Source organism: Aeromicrobium panaciterrae, assembly GCF_031457275.1.
GTDB lineage: Bacteria > Actinomycetota > Actinomycetes > Propionibacteriales > Nocardioidaceae > Aeromicrobium > Aeromicrobium panaciterrae_A.
Genome location: NZ_JAVDWH010000001.1, coordinates 962,729 through 981,686, shown reverse-complemented (window position 1 = coordinate 981,686; position 18,958 = coordinate 962,729). Strand labels below are relative to the sequence as shown.

The 18,958-nt window shown below is 64.1% G+C and carries 18 protein-coding genes; 7 read left to right on the top strand and 11 right to left on the bottom strand.

The features are described from left to right. Nucleotides 1-2 precede the first annotated feature (2 nt). The 5 genes from J2X11_RS05125 to J2X11_RS05105 all read right to left on the bottom strand — a co-directional run bounded on the left by J2X11_RS05125 (nucleotide 3) and on the right by J2X11_RS05105 (nucleotide 5,711). The gene (locus J2X11_RS05125; RefSeq protein ID WP_309967445.1) at nucleotides 3-1,202 is read right to left on the bottom strand and encodes an ABC transporter ATP-binding protein; all 1,200 of its coding nucleotides are present in this window, start codon (nucleotides 1,200-1,202) and stop codon (nucleotides 3-5) included. Continuing rightward, on the bottom strand, nucleotides 1,199-2,191 hold the full coding sequence (locus J2X11_RS05120) for a carbohydrate ABC transporter permease (RefSeq protein ID WP_309967442.1): 993 nt from the start codon (nucleotides 2,189-2,191) through the stop codon (nucleotides 1,199-1,201). Before J2X11_RS05120 ends, J2X11_RS05125 begins: the two co-directional genes overlap by 4 nt. Then, entirely contained in the window at nucleotides 2,188-3,111 is a 924-nt protein-coding gene (locus J2X11_RS05115; RefSeq protein WP_309967439.1) for a carbohydrate ABC transporter permease, read from the bottom strand. The genes J2X11_RS05120 and J2X11_RS05115 overlap by 4 nt, the downstream gene beginning before the upstream one ends. Continuing rightward, entirely contained in the window at nucleotides 3,108-4,331 is a 1,224-nt protein-coding gene (locus tag J2X11_RS05110) for an extracellular solute-binding protein (RefSeq protein WP_309967436.1), read from the bottom strand. The genes J2X11_RS05115 and J2X11_RS05110 overlap by 4 nt, the downstream gene beginning before the upstream one ends. A 63-nt stretch (nucleotides 4,332-4,394) precedes the next feature. Then, nucleotides 4,395-5,711, bottom strand: coding sequence for a PhoH family protein (locus J2X11_RS05105; protein ID WP_309967433.1), 1,317 nt, complete (start codon nucleotides 5,709-5,711; stop codon nucleotides 4,395-4,397). 332 nt (nucleotides 5,712-6,043) lie between these two features. Here J2X11_RS05105 and J2X11_RS05100 point away from each other — a divergent pair, with 332 nt between their 5' ends. Continuing rightward, nucleotides 6,044-7,297 (top strand): HNH endonuclease, encoded by a 1,254-nt coding sequence (locus J2X11_RS05100; RefSeq protein WP_309967430.1) that lies wholly within the window; start codon nucleotides 6,044-6,046, stop codon nucleotides 7,295-7,297. Nucleotides 7,298-7,365: 68 nt separating this feature from the next. Here the strand turns inward: J2X11_RS05100 and J2X11_RS05095 are convergent, their stop codons facing one another. Then, nucleotides 7,366-8,127 (bottom strand): isoprenyl transferase, encoded by a 762-nt coding sequence (locus J2X11_RS05095; protein WP_309967427.1) that lies wholly within the window; start codon nucleotides 8,125-8,127, stop codon nucleotides 7,366-7,368. A 17-nt stretch (nucleotides 8,128-8,144) separates the two neighbouring features. Between J2X11_RS05095 and trhA the strand changes: the two genes are divergently transcribed. Further along, nucleotides 8,145-8,846 carry a PAQR family membrane homeostasis protein TrhA gene (trhA, locus tag J2X11_RS05090; RefSeq protein ID WP_309967424.1) on the top strand — a complete coding sequence of 234 codons (702 nt, stop codon included), beginning with the start codon at nucleotides 8,145-8,147 and terminating at the stop codon, nucleotides 8,844-8,846. Here trhA and J2X11_RS05085 read toward each other — a convergent pair. Next, nucleotides 8,843-10,813: a thioredoxin domain-containing protein gene (locus J2X11_RS05085; protein WP_309967421.1), complete on the bottom strand. Its 1,971-nt coding sequence runs from the start codon at nucleotides 10,811-10,813 to the stop codon at nucleotides 8,843-8,845. The genes trhA and J2X11_RS05085 overlap by 4 nt on opposite strands. Before the next feature lie 101 nt (nucleotides 10,814-10,914). Here J2X11_RS05085 and J2X11_RS05080 point away from each other — a divergent pair, with 101 nt between their 5' ends. Further along, on the top strand, nucleotides 10,915-11,307 hold the full coding sequence (locus J2X11_RS05080; protein ID WP_309967419.1) for a hypothetical protein: 393 nt from the start codon (nucleotides 10,915-10,917) through the stop codon (nucleotides 11,305-11,307). Nucleotides 11,308-11,374: 67 nt separating this feature from the next. On the opposite strand, the gene J2X11_RS05075 is transcribed toward J2X11_RS05080, so the two are convergent. Continuing rightward, nucleotides 11,375-13,633 (bottom strand): RICIN domain-containing protein, encoded by a 2,259-nt coding sequence (locus tag J2X11_RS05075; RefSeq protein WP_309967415.1) that lies wholly within the window; start codon nucleotides 13,631-13,633, stop codon nucleotides 11,375-11,377. 147 nt (nucleotides 13,634-13,780) lie between these two features. Between J2X11_RS05075 and J2X11_RS05070 the strand changes: the two genes are divergently transcribed. Next, complete coding sequence (locus J2X11_RS05070) at nucleotides 13,781-14,755, top strand: MOSC domain-containing protein (protein ID WP_309967410.1); 975 nt, start codon at nucleotides 13,781-13,783, stop codon at nucleotides 14,753-14,755. A 7-nt stretch (nucleotides 14,756-14,762) separates the two neighbouring features. On the opposite strand, the gene J2X11_RS05065 is transcribed toward J2X11_RS05070, so the two are convergent. Then, a complete protein-coding gene (locus J2X11_RS05065) occupies nucleotides 14,763-14,954 on the bottom strand; it encodes a hypothetical protein (protein WP_309967407.1) in 192 nt (63 codons plus the stop codon). A gap of 24 nt (nucleotides 14,955-14,978) precedes the next feature. Next, the gene (gene mca, locus J2X11_RS05060) at nucleotides 14,979-15,851 is read right to left on the bottom strand and encodes a mycothiol conjugate amidase Mca (protein WP_309967404.1); all 873 of its coding nucleotides are present in this window, start codon (nucleotides 15,849-15,851) and stop codon (nucleotides 14,979-14,981) included. 84 nt (nucleotides 15,852-15,935) lie between these two features. On the opposite strand from mca, the gene J2X11_RS05055 reads away from it, so the two are divergent. The 3 genes from J2X11_RS05055 (at nucleotide 15,936) to greA (ending at nucleotide 17,753) form a co-directional block, all read left to right on the top strand. Further along, nucleotides 15,936-16,778, top strand: a complete 843-nt coding sequence (locus J2X11_RS05055) for an SDR family NAD(P)-dependent oxidoreductase (protein ID WP_309967401.1) — start codon at nucleotides 15,936-15,938, stop codon at nucleotides 16,776-16,778. Between the two features lie 12 nt (nucleotides 16,779-16,790). Next, a complete protein-coding gene (locus tag J2X11_RS05050) occupies nucleotides 16,791-17,168 on the top strand; it encodes a DUF4307 domain-containing protein (RefSeq protein ID WP_309967398.1) in 378 nt (125 codons plus the stop codon). Between the two features lie 81 nt (nucleotides 17,169-17,249). Further along, nucleotides 17,250-17,753: a transcription elongation factor GreA gene (gene greA, locus J2X11_RS05045; protein ID WP_309967395.1), complete on the top strand. Its 504-nt coding sequence runs from the start codon at nucleotides 17,250-17,252 to the stop codon at nucleotides 17,751-17,753. Here the strand turns inward: greA and ilvA are convergent, their stop codons facing one another. Continuing rightward, nucleotides 17,754-18,944: a threonine ammonia-lyase gene (ilvA, locus tag J2X11_RS05040; RefSeq protein WP_309967392.1), complete on the bottom strand. Its 1,191-nt coding sequence runs from the start codon at nucleotides 18,942-18,944 to the stop codon at nucleotides 17,754-17,756. It abuts the gene before it with no gap. Nucleotides 18,945-18,958 lie beyond the last annotated feature (14 nt).

Below are 18,958 nucleotides of genomic sequence, written 5' to 3'. Positions count from 1 at the left end.
GCTCAGTCTTGGGGGAGCGAGAGGTTTTCGCCCGTCTCAGGATCGAACACGTTGATCTTCGATCGCGGGATCACGACGCGGATCGACATACCGGCCTTCAGCGTGCTCTCCGCCGCAAGCTCAGCGACGACGAAGCTCTGGAACAGGTCGAAGTCCAGCAGATCCTCGACTTCGCTCAAGCGCGCTTCGACCTCTGGATCGGTGTCATAGCCGAGGTACGCGAGCTGGGTGCTGCCTTGCCACTCGACGTCGTCGATACGGGTGGTGAACTCGACCTTGTCGGTGACGGTTGCGGCTGCCGGGCTCGACGACTCCTGGCAGTCCTCCGGGCGGATGCCCACGACCACAAGGTCGCGGTCGCCGATTCGCTTGGCCAGCTCGTCGTCGAGATACATCGTCGCCAGCGGCATGACCAGCTGACTTCCGCTCGGCCGGGCCGGCACGAGGTTCATCGGCGGCGAGCCGAGGAATCCGGCTACGAACATGTCCTTAGGCGCTTCGTAGAGCTCGCGCGGAGTGCCAACTTGGTGCACAAACCCCTGGTGCAGAACGGCAACGCGATCCGCGAGGGTCAGCGCCTCAGCGATGTCCGACGTCGTGAAGATCGACGTACGGCCCGCCTCGGTCTGCCACTGCGACGTCACAGAACGTACGTGCGGGCGCGAGCGAGGCGCCTGCTTGGAGAACGGGTCGTCGAACAGGTACGCAGCCGCATCGCGTACGAGAGCACGTCCGAGGGCAACGCGCTGGCGCTGCGCCTCATCAAGATCGGCGGGCTTGAGCTCAAGCAGGTCAGTCAGTGCCAGGAACTCGCTGACGGAGTTGACCCGGTCCGAGATGGCCCTCTTGTCGAGGGTGCCGCGACGGAACCTCTGCACTGACTTCTCGCGTCTCAGAGTCGACGAGAATGCGAGATTGTCGAACGCGTCGAGCTGCGGATGGAGCGAATAGTCCTGAAACACCATGGACAGGTCACGGGTTCGCGGGTTGGCCTTGGTGACGTCGACACCGTCCAGCAGGATCTCGCCGAACGACTGATCTTCGAGTCCGACCAGCACGCGCAACAGCAGACTCTTGCCTGCGCCTGAGGGCCCGATGATCGCCAACGTCGAGCCCGACGGGACGGTGATGCTGACGTCGTCGAGCAGCGGGCGGGCACCACGGCCAGCCACTGTCAGATTGCGGAGCTCGATCGACGTCATCGGTATGACCTTCCCAGAAGTTGGTGGATCCTGCGCGGTGCCACGAGAAGCAAAATCACCGGCAGCACAGCCCAGAGCAATCCCGCAGCGGCAATCGTCGCCGACGAGGCCGTGTCGAGATCGCCACGAGCCGTCAGCAGCGATGCTGGCAGCGGCGCATCCGTCGTCGACAGGGCGGCACCGAGTACGTAGTCCTGACAGCCGACCACGAACACGAGCATGGCGATCAGGAGGATGCCGGGGCCGAGAGCAGGCACGACAAAACGTGTGAACCACTGGCGGCGACTCGCACCGTCGGCACGTACGGCGTCACCAAGCGTCCAGGGTGCTCGCTTGAACAACGTCACGAACAACCAGATGGACAGCGGAAGGGTGATCAGCAGTGCCGGCGGAATGAGCGCGAGGCGAGATCCAAAGCGATCGAGGGAGATCACCTGGTCGGCGATCGGTCCAGCGAGGGCGACTAGCGGGATGAGCAGCACCGAGATGACGAACGCGTACGCAACACGGCCACCCTTGACCTTGAGTCGCGTGAGCGCGTACGCCGCGGCGATGGCCAATGGGATCGAGATCAGCGTCGCCACACCTGAGACCAATACTGAGGTGAGCGCGGCCCGCCGCATGCTGCTCGAGCCGAGCACATCGCCAAACGTCTCCCACGAGACCTCGTTCGGCCACAGCGATCGGGCTGTCAGCTCGGCCGGCGTCGTGGCGACCGTGAAGGTCCACAGCAGGGGCAACAGCGTGAACATCGCGAACACTTCGAGGCCCAGCACGGCCCAGAACGAGACTGAGCGGTTGGTATCCGCAAACAGGATGCCGGCAGCACCCGTGAGCATCAGCACGGCAGCCGCTGCGAGCCACAACCACTGGTCGGGGCGAACCACCATCAGGATGCCGTAGTTGGCGAGGGTGAAGCCGAGCGCGAATGAGATGCCTGAGGCCCATAGGCGCGACCGGACGGACGGGACGAAGGCGACGGTGCTCATACGACCCTCCTCACGCGGAACAGCTGTACGAGGAGCACACCGAGCACCGCGGTGATGGCGAGCAGCACGACCGACATCGCAGCGCCGAGTCCGAGCTCAAAGGACGAGAACGTGGTGTCCCAGATGAGCTGGGGAGCCGTATGAACGTCGGCACCCGGCTCATCCACGAGCAAGGGGCCCTCGATGGCACGGAAGGCGTCCAAGGCGCGATAGGCGGTTGCCACGGCGAACGCGGGTCCCATGACCGGAAGGATCACGCGCTGCAAGCGTTGCCAGCCGGTTGCACCGTCGGCGACTGCGGCTGCGTGCAGCCGGCTTGATACCTGGGTGAGGCCCGCCAGGAGGATGACCGCGACGATCCCCGTACCGCGCCAGATCTCGCCCAGACTGACCGCCGCGAGCTGGTCGAGCTGGCCCACGCTGTCGAGCCGGAACCAGCTCGCGAGGAATCCCGTGGTCGCCGCGTCGCGCCAGACAACGGCGGTGACGAAGGAGGCCAGGGCGAACGGCAGCAGCACCAGCACGCGAGTGACAGGCCAGAGAATCGACAGGCGACGCAGGACCAGGGCGAACGCGAAACCGAGTGCCAGCTGCACTGCGACAACCAGGACCACGATGATGAGGCTCGTCGCAATGGCGAACCACCAGGTCTTGTTGGTCAGGATCTCCGCGTAGTTGTCGAATACCACGGACTTTCGCGCTTCGGGGTTGGTGAGCGAGTACGACGACATCGACAGCCACAGGGCACGTCCAATGGGCCAGGCAGTGATCGCGAGGAGCACCACCATTGCCGGCGCGAGCCACGTCCATCCCGCCAACGACCTCGGCCCTGCCGGCAGACTGAACGCCGGCATCTTCAGGCCAGCTGGCTTCTTCACGCTCGGCATTCTCACGAAAGCCGGCTTCTTCACGAACTTCACGGGAGATCACCTCGCAGGCTCGCAGCGGCCATCCGTTGAGAGCTCTTGGGGGTCTCGTCGTTGACGCCGGCCAACGGTAGCCAGGAGTCATCGATCGCACGTCGAACGAGATTCCAGTAAGGCGTTGTGGGTACGGCGCGACCTGACGTCACGGCTGCCTTGGCCACCTGCGCCATCGGGAAGGTCGTGCCCAGGGCCGGATCGTCGTACGTCGTGATTCGGCTCGAGCTGTGGCCCGCGCTGCTCATGATCGCCCGCATGACCGAAGGAGCGGTCAGGCACGAGATGGCTTTGTAGGAGAGATCGGTATGCGGTGCGTACAACGGCACGGAGAGCCCGACTCCGGCCAACGGCGAGACGCTCGTCGTGCCCGTCATCGGGTACGGCGCCCAGCCCATGTCTGCCGCAACTCCGGCGACGGCGGGATCGGAGATGACCGAGCTGGGTGCCAGGAGGAAGCCACCATTTGGGGCCGCAAAGGCTTCGAGAGCACTGCGCGAAGGACCGGGTCCGACTTTGGCTTCGTTGTAGAACTTCACGACGCCAGCGGCCGAGCGGCCTGCGTCAGAATCTAGGCCGACCTTGGCGTTGCGACCCGTACCGGCGATGAGCTCTCCGTCGCTGCCCGCAATGAGGGCGTTGACCCACTCGCTGAGCCCCGACCCGTCTTGGTCGTCAAACTGCACTGTGACTCCCAGGCGCTGGGCGCCGGCGATCAGCGCGTCCCAGGTCACTGCCTTGGTCGTGTCGAGGCCAGCCCGCTCGGCGATGTTGCCGCGGTACCAAAGGAGTTGCGGGTCGAACCACCAGGGCGCGACCACGAGCGCCTCCTCGTACGTAGCAGCCTGAAGGGCGGCAGGCACGATGTCCTTGCTGTAGATCGGGATCAGGTCCTCGGGAACAGGCGCCAGGAACTGCGCCTCGGCGAACTCCGCCGTGAATGCAGAATCAAGGCTCAAAAGGTCGATTGAGGTGTCCTTGGCGACCAGCCGTCGTACGAGAGTCTGGTGCCGGTCGTCGACGTCCCTCGGCAGTTCCTGGACGACAATCCGGTAGTCAGCGGTGTTGCACGACGTCGCCAACGCCTGAGCGTCGATCCGATCCGGGCCGACATACCAATTGAGCGTGACCGTGGACTCCGGCTTCGCGTTGCCGCCACATGCTGCGAGCAGGGCAAACACGAGGCCGAAGGCCGCGGTTCGTCTCCCTCGAACGCTCACGCCGTCACTCTGCCACAGGAGAGGGCAGCGTTCAGGCGGATATCGCGTTCTTGGACCCCTCTGTCAGAGAGTGACGTCTTCGAGCATTTCGGTCACCAAAGCGGCGACCGGCGAGCGCTCGGAGCGAGTCAGCGTGACATGGGCAAAGAGCGGGTGACCCTTGAGCTTCTCGACCACCGCGACGACACCGTCGTGGCGACCGACTCGAAGGTTGTCGCGCTGAGCCACATCGTGGGTGAGCACGACCTTGGAGTTGGCACCGATTCGCGAGAGCACCGTCAGGAGCACATTGCGCTCCAGCGACTGTGCTTCGTCGACGATGACGAAAGAGTCGTGCAACGAACGGCCGCGGATGTGAGTCAACGGGAGCACTTCGAGCATTCCGCGGTCGAGGATCTCCTCGATGACGGCCGGCGCGGCGACGGCGCCGAGCGTGTCGAAGACAGCCTGGCCCCACGGCCCCATCTTCTCGGACTCGCTTCCCGGGAGGTAGCCAAGCTCTTGGCCGCCCACCGCGTACAGGGGTCGGAAGATGACGACCTTCTTGTGCTGACCGCGTTCCATCGTTGCTTCAAGCCCTGCGCAGAGAGCCATGGCGGACTTGCCGGTGCCGGCTCGACCGCCGAGAGACACGATCCCGATCTCGGGATCAAGCAGCAGGTCGAGAGCAACACGCTGCTCGGCCGAGCGGCCATGGATGCCGAACGCATCGCGATCGCCGCGTACGAGCTGGATCTGCTTGTCAGCCGTCATCCGACCGAGGCCGCTGCCCTTGTCGGAGACGAGAACGAGGCCGGTGTGACACGGCAGTTCGCGTGCCTCATCAAGTTCAAGGATGCCGGTCTCGTACAACGTGTCGAGGTCGACGCTCTCGACCTCGATCTCGCGCATTCCGGTCCAGCCAGACTCGAGAGCGAGCTCGGCGCGGTATTCCTCCGCAACCAGGCCCACGGCCGATGCCTTGACGCGCATCGGCAGGTCCTTGGACACGATCGTGACAATGCAGCCCTCGTCAGCGAGGTTCTTGGCGACGGAGAGGATCCGTGTGTCGTTGTCGCCGAGGCGGAAGCCGGACGGCAGCGATGAGGAATCAGTGTGGTTGAGCTCGACGCGGATCGTTCCGCCTTCGTCACCGATCGGCAACGGCTTGTCGAGCGTTCCGTGTTGGACGCGCAGATCGTCGAGGAAGCGCAGCGCGCTGCGGGCGAAGTAGCCGAGTTCCGGGTCGTGCCGTTTGCCTTCGAGCTCGGTGATCACCACGACGGGTATGACCACTTCGTGCTCATGGAAACGATTGACCGCATTGGGGTCCGCCAACAGGACACTGGTGTCCAGGACGTACGTGCGGCGGTCCGGGCTCGTGCTCTTCTTAGCAGCCACAGCTGTCTCCCATACGAGCCCGCGCGCGCCCTGCGCCGGCTCTTACTCGGCGGAAAGGGCCAGATCTCGTTGCTCAGGGGCGAGCGTCAACACACTTCGAACGTATGCCTGCGAAACCGACTTTTTGGGGAAGACACGCCCGACCCCGTGTTAACAATGGGTCTCTTGTTGTGTGTCGTCGGCTTCGCCGAAGGGCGCACACACAAGGGCGCCGGCTGGTTCTGTGGACAGTCCCGACGGCGGCTCCATTTGTGGATAAGAATCTTTGCTTTTCACTGAATTCACAGGGTTTTCCACTGGTCATCGAACACCCGTTCGAGTACGGTTGGAGCATGACTCCGCAGCCGACGATCGACGCGATGCGTACCGCCGCGCAGACGCTCGTCTCGGGTGACACGCGCTCTCAGCTTCTTGCACTACATGCAGCACGAGACGCAATTGATGCTCAGGAGGCTGTGCTCCTGGCCAAGCTGGAGTCGTCCAAGGATTTCGAGCTCGACGGCGCGTCGACCCTCAACACCTGGGTGCGCAACGAGCTGCGGATGAACGCCGGCCAAGCCACTGCCCTGGTCAAGAACGTGACCGCCCTCCGTGATCTGCCGCTGTTGGCTGATGCTGCCCTGACAGGAGAAGTCAGCGCCGCGCACGTACGGGTGTTCGTCTACGGGCTTAGGCACGTCGGGTTGGAGCCGATGCGACAGTTTGAGGACGTCTTCGTCCAAGTCGCCAAAGATCACGAACCAGGCGAGTTGTTCGAGGCTGTCAAACATTTGAAGGACACAGTCCATCCCGAGGATCTCGACGCGGCCTGGGAACGAGGCATGGACCGCGAAGACTTCACCGTCGACGCCGTCCCCGACGGTTGGCATGTGAGTGGTTTCCTCAACACCGTCACCGGGTCGAAGCTCAAGAAGGTCCTCGATTCGGTGTCAGCACCCCGAGACAAAGACGATGTCCGCTCTGGGTCTGAACGTCGGGTTCAGGGCCTTGATGACCTGCTGACCGCGGTCCTCGCGGGCGGTCTCCCATCGGACAAGGGCGTACGGCCTCACATGTCAGTGTTCGTGGATGCCGACACCCTGCAAGCTTCTGTCGAACACGTGAAAGCCAAAACCGAGCAACCACACCTGATCCCCGAACCAATGCCACGGCTTGAACCAGCCAAGCTCGCCGGACACGGTGCCATCGGCCCCAACCTGCTCATGTACTTCCTGTGCGTGTCCGACTTCACCGCATTCCTGATGAAACAACACGGCGGCGCCCGTCAGGCACAGATCCTCAACGCCGGCACCGAGCGCTACCAACCCACTCTGTTGCAGCGCCGTTCAGTCATCGCCCGACAGAAGGGTGTCTGCGCCACACCAGGTTGCAACCACACCCACCTCGAAATCCACCACACCATTTGGTGGTCACTCGGAGGACCCACCGACCTCGACCTCCTCGTCGGACTCTGCGTGAGATGCCACCACCTGCTCCACCGAGGCCTACTCAACATCACCGGCAACGCCGTCGACGGCTTCCAATTCACCAACCGCCACAACCACCCACTCCGACGACGAAGAAACCACTACCGCCAAGCCGCCTGACCCAACGTCCGGCGGCCCGCCGGCACGCCACCTAACGGCACCGTGTGAACATAGACAAGCTTGGCCGCTCAGGCGCCGAAGCGGCGCTCGCGCAGGGCGTACGAGCGCATCGCACGGAGGAAGTCGACGTGGCGGAATGCGGGCCACAGGGCATCGCTGAAGTAGAACTCCGAGTGCACGCTCTGCCACAGCAGGAATCCCGAGAGGCGCTGCTCACCCGACGTACGGATCACGAGATCCGGATCGGGCTGACCCTTCGTGTAGAGGTGTTCGGCGATGTCGTCGACCTCGAGAGTCGAGGCGACTTCTTCGAGCGAGCGACCAGCAGCAGCCTGCTCAAGCAGCAGAGACCGCATGGCGTCGGTGAGTTCCTGGCGTCCGCCATAGCCGACGCAGATGTTGACGCGCATGCCCTGCACAGCCGACGTGGAGTCGGCGAGCTTCTTCATACGACCGGCGGACTCCGAGGGCAACATGTCGAGGTTTCCGATGACGGCGAGCGACCAGCGACCTTCACCAGCGAGCCGTTCCATGAGGTTCTCGACGGCCGCGAGGATGCTGCCGACTTCTTCGGCCGGCCGCTGCAGATTGTCGGTCGAAAGTAGCCACAAGGTGACGATCTCGACGCCCAGGTCATCGCACCAGGTGGCGAACTCGGAGATCTTGTCTGCACCGGCTTTGTAGCCGTGCTCAAACTTCGCACCGCCGCGCTTGGCCCACCTGCGGTTGCCATCGACGATGGCTCCGACGTGGTGCGGGAGTCGCGTGGGATCGAGTCGCTTGGCGAGCCGTCTCTCGTACGCCCCGTAGACCAAGTCGCTCAGTGCCATGCGGCTAGGGTAATCGCATGAGCGAGCGCGAGCCTGAAGGCATTGTCCAAGAGGTGAGCGAGCGTCTCAGGGAGACGGCGCAGGAGATCAAGCCCAAGCTTCGCGGGTGGCTCCATGCCGCCACGTGGCCATTGGCGTTCTTCGGCTTCCTCGTCATGTTGGTCGTCGCGGACAGCGTCAAGGTTCGCGCCGGCGTAGCCGTGTTCATGGTCAGCGCCCTACTGCTATTCGGTGTGAGCGCGGTCTATCACGCCGGCCGCTGGTCAGCGGCGGCCAAAGCACGCTGGAAGCGCTTCGACCACGCCAACATCTTCGTACTGATCGCTGGCTCCTACACGCCGTTCGCCCTGTTGCTGCTCGACACCAAGGACGCCTGGCTCCTCTTGTCGCTCGTATGGGGTGGCGCGATCCTCGGCCTGCTGTTCCGGGTGTTCTGGGTCGGCGCTCCGCGCTGGCTGTACGTGCCGATCTACATCGCGCTCGGCTGGGCAGCGGTGTTCTGGCTGCCGGAGTTCAAGGAGAACGGCTCAACTGCCGTCATCGTGCTGCTCGCGGTCGGCGGCGGGCTCTACACCCTGGGCGCGGTCGTCTACGGCTTCAAGAAGCCCGACCCCTGGCCCAACTGGTACGGCTTCCACGAGATCTTCCATACCCTGACGATCGCCGCATTCATCGTCCACTACATCGGTGTCTCTCTGCTGGCCTACCAGCAGTACTAGCGGGCCCGAAGTTCCTCGACGCTGGTCACCGGGCGTTCGCAGACGAAGCCGCGGCACACATACGCTGCCGTCTTGCCGTCGACGAGATCGCGTTGCTCGAACAGCGGGATGGCTGTGCCAACCTCGCCCGCAACCACGACCGCGCCGGGCGACGACAGGCTGAGTGCCGCACGGTGCAGCTCGCTCCGCTCCGGTCCCACGACTGCGATCTCCAACGGCCCAGCGACGAGTGCCTCGGCAGCTGCAAGCGTCCAGCCCGCGAACCGCGGCACCTGTGTGCCGACCGATGCGGCCGATGCGATACCCGACTCGGCTGCCGCTCGATAACGATGGTCGCCAGTGATTGCAGCGAAGGAGATCAGCGCCGTAACGGCCGCCGACGTACCTGACGGATAGGCGTTGTCGGACACGTCCTTGGGACGAACGACCAGCGCCTCGGCATCGTCAGCGGTGTCGAAGAACCCGCCGGCTGGGTCAGCGAAATGATCAACAACTCGATCGAGCAATACGCGCGCGCGATCGAGCCATACGGCGTCGCCTGTCGTGCCGAGCACCGCCAGGAACGCCTCGGCCACAGCACCGTGGTCTTCGAGCACGCCGGCGTGAGTCGAGGCGACACCGTCACGCGAGGTACGTACGAGCCGGTCGCCAAGGTGCACGTCTGCCAGCAACTCAGCGGCGCGGATCGCTGCAGCTGAGAAGTCCGGCTCCTCGAGAAGTACCCCTGCCTCGGCGAGCGCAGTGATGGCCAGGCCATTCCACGACGCCACGACCTTGTCGTCTCGTGCAGGTCGCGTACGACCGGCACGAGCGTCGAGGAGCTTGGCCCGTACGTCGTCCCAGCGGGCTTGGTCGTCGGGGTCATTCAGCAGCTGCAGAGTCGAGAAGCCACGCTCGAACGTTCCGCCACCCGTAACGCCAAGCAGCTCAGTCGCCCACGCACCGTCGGCCGGACCGAGAGTGCGCATGAGCTGGTTGGGATTCCAGACGTAGAACGTGCCCTCATGCCCGTCGCTGTCGGCATCGAGAGCCGACGCGAAGCCACCCTCCGGCGTACCGAGCTCGTCGATGATGAAGCGGCCCGTCTCGCGGGCGATGCGTGCCGCCAACGGAGAGGCGGTCTGTCGCCACCAGTGCAGGTAGACACGAAGCAATAGCGCGTTGTCGTAGAGCATCTTCTCGAAGTGCGGGACGCGCCAGAACCGGTCGACGCTGTAGCGCGCGAAGCCGCCTGACAACTGGTCGTACATGCCGCCTCGCGCCATGGCCTCGCACGTACCGGCGACGAGATCCAGCGCCTGCTGCGAACCCGTACGAGCTGCGTTGCGGAGCAGGAACTCCAACACCATCGACGGCGGGAACTTGGGACTGCTGCCGAATCCACCAGACTCCGCGTCGTACTGCTTCGCCAGCGACTCGACGGCGGCATCAAGCTGCTCGACGCCAAGGTCTCCGCCGATCGGGTCAATGTCAGACCGGAGGTGCGAGAGCACGTCCTTGCTGACCGTCAGCACCTCGTCGCGACGCTCGTTCCACGCTTCCGACAGTGCCTGCAGCACCTGAGTGAACGCCGGGGTGCCCTGCCGGGGCTCGGGCGGGAAGTAGGTACCGGCGAAGTAGGGCTCACCCTCGGGAGTCAGCACACAGGTCATCGGCCATCCGCCTTGACCTGTCATCGCCTGCGTCGCACTCATATAGACCGCATCGACGTCCGGGCGTTCTTCGCGATCGACCTTGATGTTGATGTAGTGCTCGTTCATGTACGCCGCAGTCACTTCGTCCTCGAACGACTCGTGCGCCATCACGTGGCACCAGTGGCAGGCGGCGTAGCCGATGCTCAGCAAGATCGGACGGTCGAGTTTCTTGGCCTCGACAAATGCTTCGTCGCTCCACTCCCACCAGTCGACAGGGTTGTCGGCGTGCTGCTGGAGATACGGGCTCGTGGCCTGCGCGAGGCGATTCGGCATGCCGCCAGCCTAGGCCTGCGCTTTCGGCGTGGAACTATGGCCGGGTGACACCCAGACGAGATGCGGGACGCGCGACTGCCGCGGTTGGTTTGACCATCGGAATGAACCTCCTCGTAGGATTCTTCGGGTACTTCGTCGCGTTTCTGTTCGCCTACGGGTTCAGGGATGAAATCGTTGCTGCCAACCACCTGGCGTTCCTCATGCTGGTCGGCGGAGTGGCATTGGTTGCGGCCACGTTGTCCATTCCGTTGATCAAGAACGCGTCACGACTCACGGTGCCGAATGCTGCGAAGCTCACCCTCAGCGTCAGCCTTGCCACAAACCTTCTGGCCGTCGGAGTCGGCTCGATCATCAGCGCCAGGTACAAGAACGAAGGATCTGTCACCGCAGGGTTCTCGACCTCAACTGACGTATTGGTCGCCGGAGGACTCTTCGCTGGCGCCATCATTGCCAGCTGGTTCGTCTGGCGATCACTCCAGCAGTTGAGTCTTTGAGACTGGACTAGACAACGAAAGGGCCAGGCGGTGAAGTCGCCTGGCCCTCTCGCTCTCCCTCCCGAGCTCAGGGGGTCGCGACGACCTTCCAGCGCTGGATGTCGTTGCTCGTGCACGGCGCGAAGTCGAGCAGCGCGTCAACCGCGTTCGAGTTGTCCTTGATCCCGATGCACTCGTTGGCGATGACGCCGAGCATGACGATGCCGCCAGCGGGGTGCTTGCGGAATCGCACCTTGGCGCCGCCTGTGCCCTCGTTGCAGTCCCAGAGCACGACTCGAGCGTGCGATCCGGCTTCATCGTTGAAGCACTTGTTGGATGAGACCTGACGAACTCGATAGCTACCGTCTGCATTCGCCAGGAAGTTGACCGCGGTCTCAGTGCCCGCAGCGCGCTGTACGAACGGCGCACTCCAGCTCGCACCAGGTGCGGTGCCGACGTGCAGGTTGCTGCTGGCGTTGACCAGCTCGTACTTGCCCGTCGTCGGCGGCGTGTACGCAGCCCACGAGGACATCGGGAGGAATCCGATCTTCCAGATCTGAGCCGATGACAGGCCACAGGTCGTCTGGATCAAGTACGCGTTGGAGCTGATTGAACTGCCCTTGACCGACAGGCAACGCTTGCTGGCGACGTTGATCAGCGCCCGGTCCCCATTGGGGTGGTCGACGACCTTCCACTGCTGATGCGCCTTGCCGCTGCACGTGCTCTGCACTGCTCGGGCGCCCGAGGCGGTCGACGTCTTGTCGATACCGACACACAGCTTGCTCGACTTGTTGACGATCTTGAGGTTCGAACCGCTGGGCTTGAACACCCATACGGAGCGAGTGTCGATTCCCTTGCGCTGGCGCAGGTACTGGCGGCCGGTGCTGCCGACGGGGACAGCGGCGACCAGACCGGACTGCTTGTTCGTCAGCTGGTATCCCGTGGCGGCAGCCGGGTCGTGTCGCTTCCACGTGCTTGAAGCGGGCGGAGCCACGTACGGATCGACGCGGAACAACATCACGCCGGTCGCCTTCTTGCCCGTCGAATCCTTGACGACGTACTGCGCCCAGTCGACGGTCTGCTTGGTCGAGACGGTCGGCGGCGTGTAGGTGACCGCATTCCCCGACTTGGTCAGGGTGCCGCCGAGCTTGCTGGTCGGCTTGACCGACAGCAGGGCCAGCGACCCACCGTTGACGTCGTGATCGTTCGCGATCGGATTGAAGGTGAACTTGACCTTCGACATCTGGCTGTCGACCAAGTCGAGCGAGGCGTACGGCGGCAGCGGAATGCTGAACGTGCCGAGGCTGGGGAACTTGGCTAGTCGCCCGTTCCGGGTGTTCAGCATCGAGCGAACCTCGGTGCCGTCCCAACGGTCGTACTGGTTGCCCGAGTTGATGGTCGCGCCTTCGGGGCCGTTCGTGTGATTGTCGTCCGCACCCCAGTTGTGGCCGAACTCGTGACGCTGCACGACGATGCTTCCCCATGCGGGGCCACCCGAAGCTCCCCACGCGGGGCCTCCAACGTTGCCGAGCTGAGCGACGCCGCCGCCGCCTTGGCTCAGCACCATGGCGGAGTCCATTCCGGCGTACGTGTAGCCCTTCCCGTCCCACTCGGGCTGAATCTTGGGGAGGCTCTCACCTGGGCCCTTGTTGAGGTACGGATCCTGAGCTGCGTTTGCCCGGATGATCACGCGCCCGATCATGGGTCGGACCCCGATGTTGGTCGCGTACGCGCCAAGCATTGCCACAGCGTTCAAATCCATCTGCTCGACCGCTTTGGCGACAGAACCACTGATAGGGGCGTCAGCAAACACCGCGTTGGCAACGTCGTAACCGATGTTCCATTCGTAGCTGCCGCTACCGAACTGACCGCTGGTGGTCGTGGCATTTCGCGATGCGTTGCCAGACGACGGCCATTTGTACGTCGTCGGCTGAGTCAGGCCGCGGTTGCCAGTGACGGCGTTGTTCTTGACGTAGATCGTGCTGCCGCGGTCAAACACGACCTGACCTACGAAATCACCCGAGGAGTTGATGATGCCTTCGGCGATCGCGGCAGCGTCGCCGTCAACACTTCCGATGTAGGCCTTCGACGCCGCTGCCGCATACGGCTTGAGCGTGCCGTCGGCTTGCTGGACGTCAACCCGATAGCTCGAGGAACGCACCTTGACCGGCTTCATGCGCAGCGTCAGCGTCTTGCCGTTGTACGTGACGGTCTTGACCACAGTGGTGCTTGTGGCGGCCTGGGCTGGCGCGGCTACAACGGCGCCGATCGCAACAAGGCTGGTCGCGGCGACGAGTGTCGCCAGGGCTGCTGCAAAGCGCTTGCGCGCGGAACGTGCATGGTTCATTCGTGCTGTCGCCTTCGGTCGGGAGCCGCCTCCCTCCGAGGCGCACACGACAAATTAGACGCGCGACGGGTCACTCCATGACGCCAAAGAGCGGACGAACTTTGAAGATCCGCAAGTTTGCTGGCATTTCAGGGCTAACGTCGACGGATGACCGTTGGCAGCGTGGCCGCCCTATGGCGTTATCCAGTGAAATCCATGGGCGGTGAAGAGCTCCAGAGCTCCACGCTCGACCTCCGTGCCTTCCATGGCGACCGCATGTGGGCAGTTCGCGACCTCGAGCTGGGCGCTGTCACCACCGCCCGCCGACTCCCAGCACTGCTCGGATGCAGCGCGCGGTTCGTTGAGGAGCCTCCTGCCGGTGTTGGTCCCGGCGATGTCGCCGACGTACGGGTCACCTTCCCGGATGGCACCGAGATCACCAGCGACGACCGCGAACGGCTCAACGCGAAACTCACGGAGTTGGTCGGCAAGTCCGTGGCCCTCGTCCCGCTGCCGCCCATGAACGACAAGGCTGGCTATCGAGGGGTGCTGGCATCGAAGCGCGACATCCGCTCGCAGTGGGCACTCACGGATGACGAGCCACTGCCGGACTTCTCGATGTTTCCGATCCGCAAGCTTCTCCAGCTCTCGATCTACGCCACGCCGATCGGGATCTTTGCCGATGCATACGCGGTGCACGTCCTCACCACCTCGAGCCTGCGGACAATGGCCGCCATCGGCGGAGACTTCCAGCCTCGCCGGTTCCGTCCCAATATCGTCGTCGACACCGAAGGCGATGGGCTGATCGAGCAGGACTGGGTTGGCGGAACACTGCGAGCCGGCGACATGGCCCTGAGTGTCGAGATCCCAGCCGTACGGTGCTCGGTGCCGATGCGGGAGCAGCCCGGCGTCGTGGCCGACCCGGAAGTCTCTCGCACCGTCGCTCGTCATGGCGATCGCTGCTTCGGTGTCTACACCGACATCGTCGACGCGGGAACGGTACGCGTCGGTGACGCCGTCACCTATGAGCCTTCCGCCGAAGAAGGCGCCGCCAGTGCGGCGATGGGCAGACTCGCTGACCGTCTACGAATCAACACGATCAGGGCCGGCAACAAGTTGATGCCCAAAGGCCGCGCTCACTGAGCGAAGGTCAGTCAGTCGGGTCTTCGCCTTCCCAGGGCTCCTGGGCCTTGCGCGAATGCTTGAGGAATGACCGCGCGAGGAAGTACGTCGCGACGACCAGTGCCAGCACCGTCACCATCGCGATCCACCCCGGCCGGACGTTCTCAGGGGTGAGCGGCTTTTCGGCGGCGACGAGGGCTGCGAAGACGTACGAGTTCATGCCCTCAGCCTAACTGTCGGGTTTTTAGCGCAGACCGGCGAACAGGTCCGTCTCGGGAACGCTGGTCTCAACGTGCGAGGTGACGAGCTGGTAGTCCTCGGTCGGCCAGGCCTCGGCTTGCACCTCGTGCGGGATCGCGAACCAGAACCCATCGGGATCGATCTGCGTTGCGTGGGCCAGTAGCGCCGCATCGCGTACGGGGAAGTACTCGGCGCACTCCACCCGCGTCGTCAGGCGTTCCTCGTCCTCGGGCTTGCGCTCCCAGTCCTTGAAACGCTCGGCGTACGGGTTCTCGAGTCCGTGCTTCTCCATGCCCTTGGCGATGGCATCCATGCGCTGCCAGCTCCACCCGAGTTGGTAGTAGAGCTTTGAGACTTGCCAGGCCTCGCCAGCGTCGGGGTAGCGCGTCGGATCGGCAGCCGCCTCGAATGCGTAGACGCTGATCTCATGGCACTTGATGTGATCGGGGTGCGGGTAGCCGCCGTTCTCGTCATACGTCGTCAGCACCTGCGGCTTGAACGACCGGATGAGTCGTACAAGGGGTTCGGCGGCCTCTTCGATCGGCACCAACGCGAAGCAGCCCTCGGGGAGCGGCGGCTTGGGGTCGCCTTCTGGCCAGCCGGAGTCCACGAAGCCGAGCCAGTCCTGGGTCACGCCGAGGATCTCGCGGGCCCGGTCCATCTCTTCGCGACGGATCTCGGTGATCAGTTCGGGGTTGTCCTCGATGCCCGGGTGCTTGAACCCCGGGTTGAGGATCGATCCGCGCTCGCCACCCGTGCAGGTGGCAACGTGCACGTCGACTCCCTCGGCGACGTACTTGGCTGTGGACGCGGCACCCTTGCTCGACTCGTCGTCGGGGTGCGCGTGCACATGCATGAGGCGCAGCTTGTCGGCCACAGTTCTCCTTCAATGACTCTTCGGAAATCCTCGCACTCAGGCAACAACGGTCAGGGAGTGGGTGTTCCCTGCCACGATGGAGCCATGACTCCCACCGAAGCAGTGCTCGTCACCGGCGCATCGACCGGCATCGGCGAAGCGATGGTCGAGAACCTCGCAGACAACAACATCCGCGTGTTCGCCGCCGTACGCGACCTTTCCAGCGTCGCCGAGCATCCACTGGTCACGCCCGTACGCCTCGACGTCACCTCGGCCGCGGAGGCGCTGGAGGCGGCGGAGACCGTACGCGCTGCTCTCGGAGATACGAAGCTCCGAGGCCTGATCAACAACGCCGGCATCGCCGTCGGTGGACCACTCGAGTTCGTCGAGCTCGACGAGTTCCGCAAGCAACTGGAGGTCAACGTCATCGGCCAGCTCGCCGTGACCCAGGCATTCCTCCCGCTGCTCCGCGAGCACGGCAAGGCACGCATCGTGTTCACCAGCTCGATCGGCGGTCGCGTCGCCGCACCGTTCATTGGTCCGTATGCAGCATCGAAGCACGCCCTCAACGGGATGGCCGAGTCACTTCGACGCGAGCTCAAGCCGTGGGGCATGGGTGTCTCGGTGCTCGCGCCGGCCAGTGTCGCCACGCCGATCTGGGACAAGGCCGGAGACCAGATCGACGAGATCACGGGCACTCTTTCGCCGCGAGCCATGGAGCTGTACGGCGGAACCATCGAGTCGATGCGCGGGATGGCGAAGGGTGCTCGTACGGGAGGCATCCCGGCGTCCAAGGTTGCCGAAGCCGCGCATCACGCACTGTTCTCGCGTCGCCCGAAGGCGGAGTACCTCATCGGCACCGAGGCCAAGATGATGGCGACCGCGTCGAACCTGCTGCCGTACCGAACGTTCGACAAGGCCGTACTCAAGGAGATTGCCAAGGGCTGAGAAGATGTCGAGGTGACTGACCTCGGAGCGCGCTACGGAACCAGCAACCGGCCTCGCTGGTTTTGGCCGCTGATCGCTGCCATCGGCATCACGATCGGCATCGCATTCGCGGCCTGGGTCGGCTTCCAGGACAAGCCCATCACCGCTCGCGTGTGGGGCTATGACGTGGTCGACGACCACAACATCACCATCAAGCTCGACGTCGTACGACCTGACCCTCTCGACATCGAATGCACGGTCTACGCGCAGGCCGCCGACCACTCGATCGTCGGCGAGAAGACGGTCGAATTGCCTGCAATTGACGAAGAAGAGATCCGTCTAGAGGTCGACATCGAGACCGAGCGACGAGCCGTCACAGGTGTCTTGAGGACGTGTGTGGCGGCTGAATGAGTGGTAAATTGGACCATTCACCCCGGGCAGCGGCCTGGGGTGCGGTACGTATCACCGCATTCATTGGGAAGGAGCTCCGTCATGACTCAGCCAACTGAGACAGAGACCATCTGGGTGACCCAGGAGGCGTACGACCGCCTCAAGCAGGAGCTCGAGCACCTTGCCGGCGAAGTACGCGCGGACATCACCGCCAAGATCGCCTCCGCCCGCGAAGAGGGCGACCTCAAGGAGAACGGCGGCTACCACGCTGCGCGCGAGGAGCAGGGCAAGACCGAAGCCCGCATCCGCCAGCTGGAAGAAATGCTTCGCCGCGCCGAAGTCGGCGACAAGCCTGCAGACGATGGCGTCGTCGGCAACGGCATGATCGTCACGATCCGCTTCACGGGTGACACCGACACCGAGCAGTTCCTGCTGGGTTCGCGTGAGTTGCTGAGCATGGACTCCAGCGTCGAGATCGACGTCTACTCGCCGACCTCACCCCTCGGTGCTGCCGTACTCGGCAAGAAGAAGGGTGACTCCGTCTCGTACGAGACGCCCAACGGCAAGAACATCACCGTCGAAATCGTCGACACCAAGCCGTTCTAGTCACATGAGTTCGTAGCCGAGCTCGGTCAGGCGCTTCCTGACCTCGGCTCGGTGCTGCGGTCCACGTGTCGCCACCTGCATGTCGACGTCAACCTGACGTACGCCGAGCGACTCCGATGCGCGGTCATGGTTGACGTTGAGAACGTTGACCTGCATCTCGGCGAGGTCCGTCAGCAAACCCATCAGCGCACCCGGGCGGTCGGTGATGCGAGCTCGGAACAGCAGGAACCGGCCTGCTGCGGCGAGGCCGTGGCGGATGACGTCCAGCAGGACCAGAGCGTCGATGTTGCCGCCGGACAGTACTGAAACAACTGGCCCTTCGAACGCATCCGGCTTCTCGAGGATCGCGGCGACTCCGGCGGTGCCAGCTGGCTCGACGAGCATCTTGGCTCGCTCAAGCAGGGAGATCAGCGCGCGACTCATCGTCTCTTCGCTGACGGTGATGACGTCGTCCAGCAGATCCGCGATGACCTTGAACGGTATGCCGCCCGGCTCAGCCACCGAGATGCCGTCGGCCATGGTCAGGCCCATCGCCTGTGAGATCGGATGGCCGGCCTTGAGCGAAGCGGGGTAGGCCGCAGCGTCCTCAGCCTGCACGCCGATGATGCGGATGTCAGGGCGTTCTGTACGGAGCAGTCCAATGCCCGCGGCCAGACCGCCACCGCCGACCGGCACGAGGATCGTCTTGACGTCGGGGCACTGCTCGAGGATCTCGAGCCCGACCGTGCCCTGGCCGACAAGGATGTCTTCATGGTCGAACGGGTGGATCAGGACGGCGCCAGTCTCCTTGGCGAACTCGCGCGCAGGCACCAGCGCCTCGGTGACGCCTGACCCATGGAACTTGATGTCAGCCCCATAGCCCTCGGTCGCTGCGACCTTCGGGAGCGCTGCACCTTCCGGCATGAAGATCGTGGCTTTCGTACCGAGCATCGACGCGGCCAACGCAACGCCCTGGGCGTGGTTACCGGCGCTCGCAGCGACGACGCCGTTGGCGCGCTCCTCCTCGCTGAGCCGCGCAATGCGTACGTACGCGCCGCGGATCTTGAATGATCCTGTTCGCTGGAGGTTCTCCGCCTTCAGGTAGACCGGCGTCGACGCAATGTTGCTGAGCCATCGCGAGTGCGCCATCGGCGTCAGCTCGGTGACGCCGTCGAGTAGCTTGCGGGCTTCCCTCACATCGTTCAGATCCACGTGATCAGACTAAC

Bases quoted from the DNA above. Each gene is read 5' to 3' on its own strand.
- J2X11_RS05070 (WP_309967410.1), top strand. From the start codon at position 13,781: ATGACCGTTGGCAGCGTGGCCGCCCTATGGCGTTATCCAGTGAAATCC.
- J2X11_RS05065 (WP_309967407.1), bottom strand. From the start codon at position 14,954: ATGAACTCGTACGTCTTCGCAGCCCTCGTCGCCGCCGAAAAGCCGCTC.
- J2X11_RS05075 (WP_309967415.1), bottom strand. From the start codon at position 13,633: ATGAACCATGCACGTTCCGCGCGCAAGCGCTTTGCAGCAGCCCTGGCG.
- J2X11_RS05100 (WP_309967430.1), top strand. From the start codon at position 6,044: ATGACTCCGCAGCCGACGATCGACGCGATGCGTACCGCCGCGCAGACG.
- J2X11_RS05080 (WP_309967419.1), top strand. From the start codon at position 10,915: ATGAACCTCCTCGTAGGATTCTTCGGGTACTTCGTCGCGTTTCTGTTC.
- J2X11_RS05095 (WP_309967427.1), bottom strand. From the start codon at position 8,127: ATGGCACTGAGCGACTTGGTCTACGGGGCGTACGAGAGACGGCTCGCC.
- J2X11_RS05120 (WP_309967442.1), bottom strand. From the start codon at position 2,191: ATGAGCACCGTCGCCTTCGTCCCGTCCGTCCGGTCGCGCCTATGGGCC.
- J2X11_RS05055 (WP_309967401.1), top strand. From the start codon at position 15,936: ATGACTCCCACCGAAGCAGTGCTCGTCACCGGCGCATCGACCGGCATC.
- greA (WP_309967395.1), top strand. From the start codon at position 17,250: ATGACTCAGCCAACTGAGACAGAGACCATCTGGGTGACCCAGGAGGCG.
- trhA (WP_309967424.1), top strand. From the start codon at position 8,145: ATGAGCGAGCGCGAGCCTGAAGGCATTGTCCAAGAGGTGAGCGAGCGT.
- J2X11_RS05125 (WP_309967445.1), bottom strand. From the start codon at position 1,202: ATGACGTCGATCGAGCTCCGCAATCTGACAGTGGCTGGCCGTGGTGCC.
- J2X11_RS05085 (WP_309967421.1), bottom strand. From the start codon at position 10,813: ATGCCGAATCGCCTCGCGCAGGCCACGAGCCCGTATCTCCAGCAGCAC.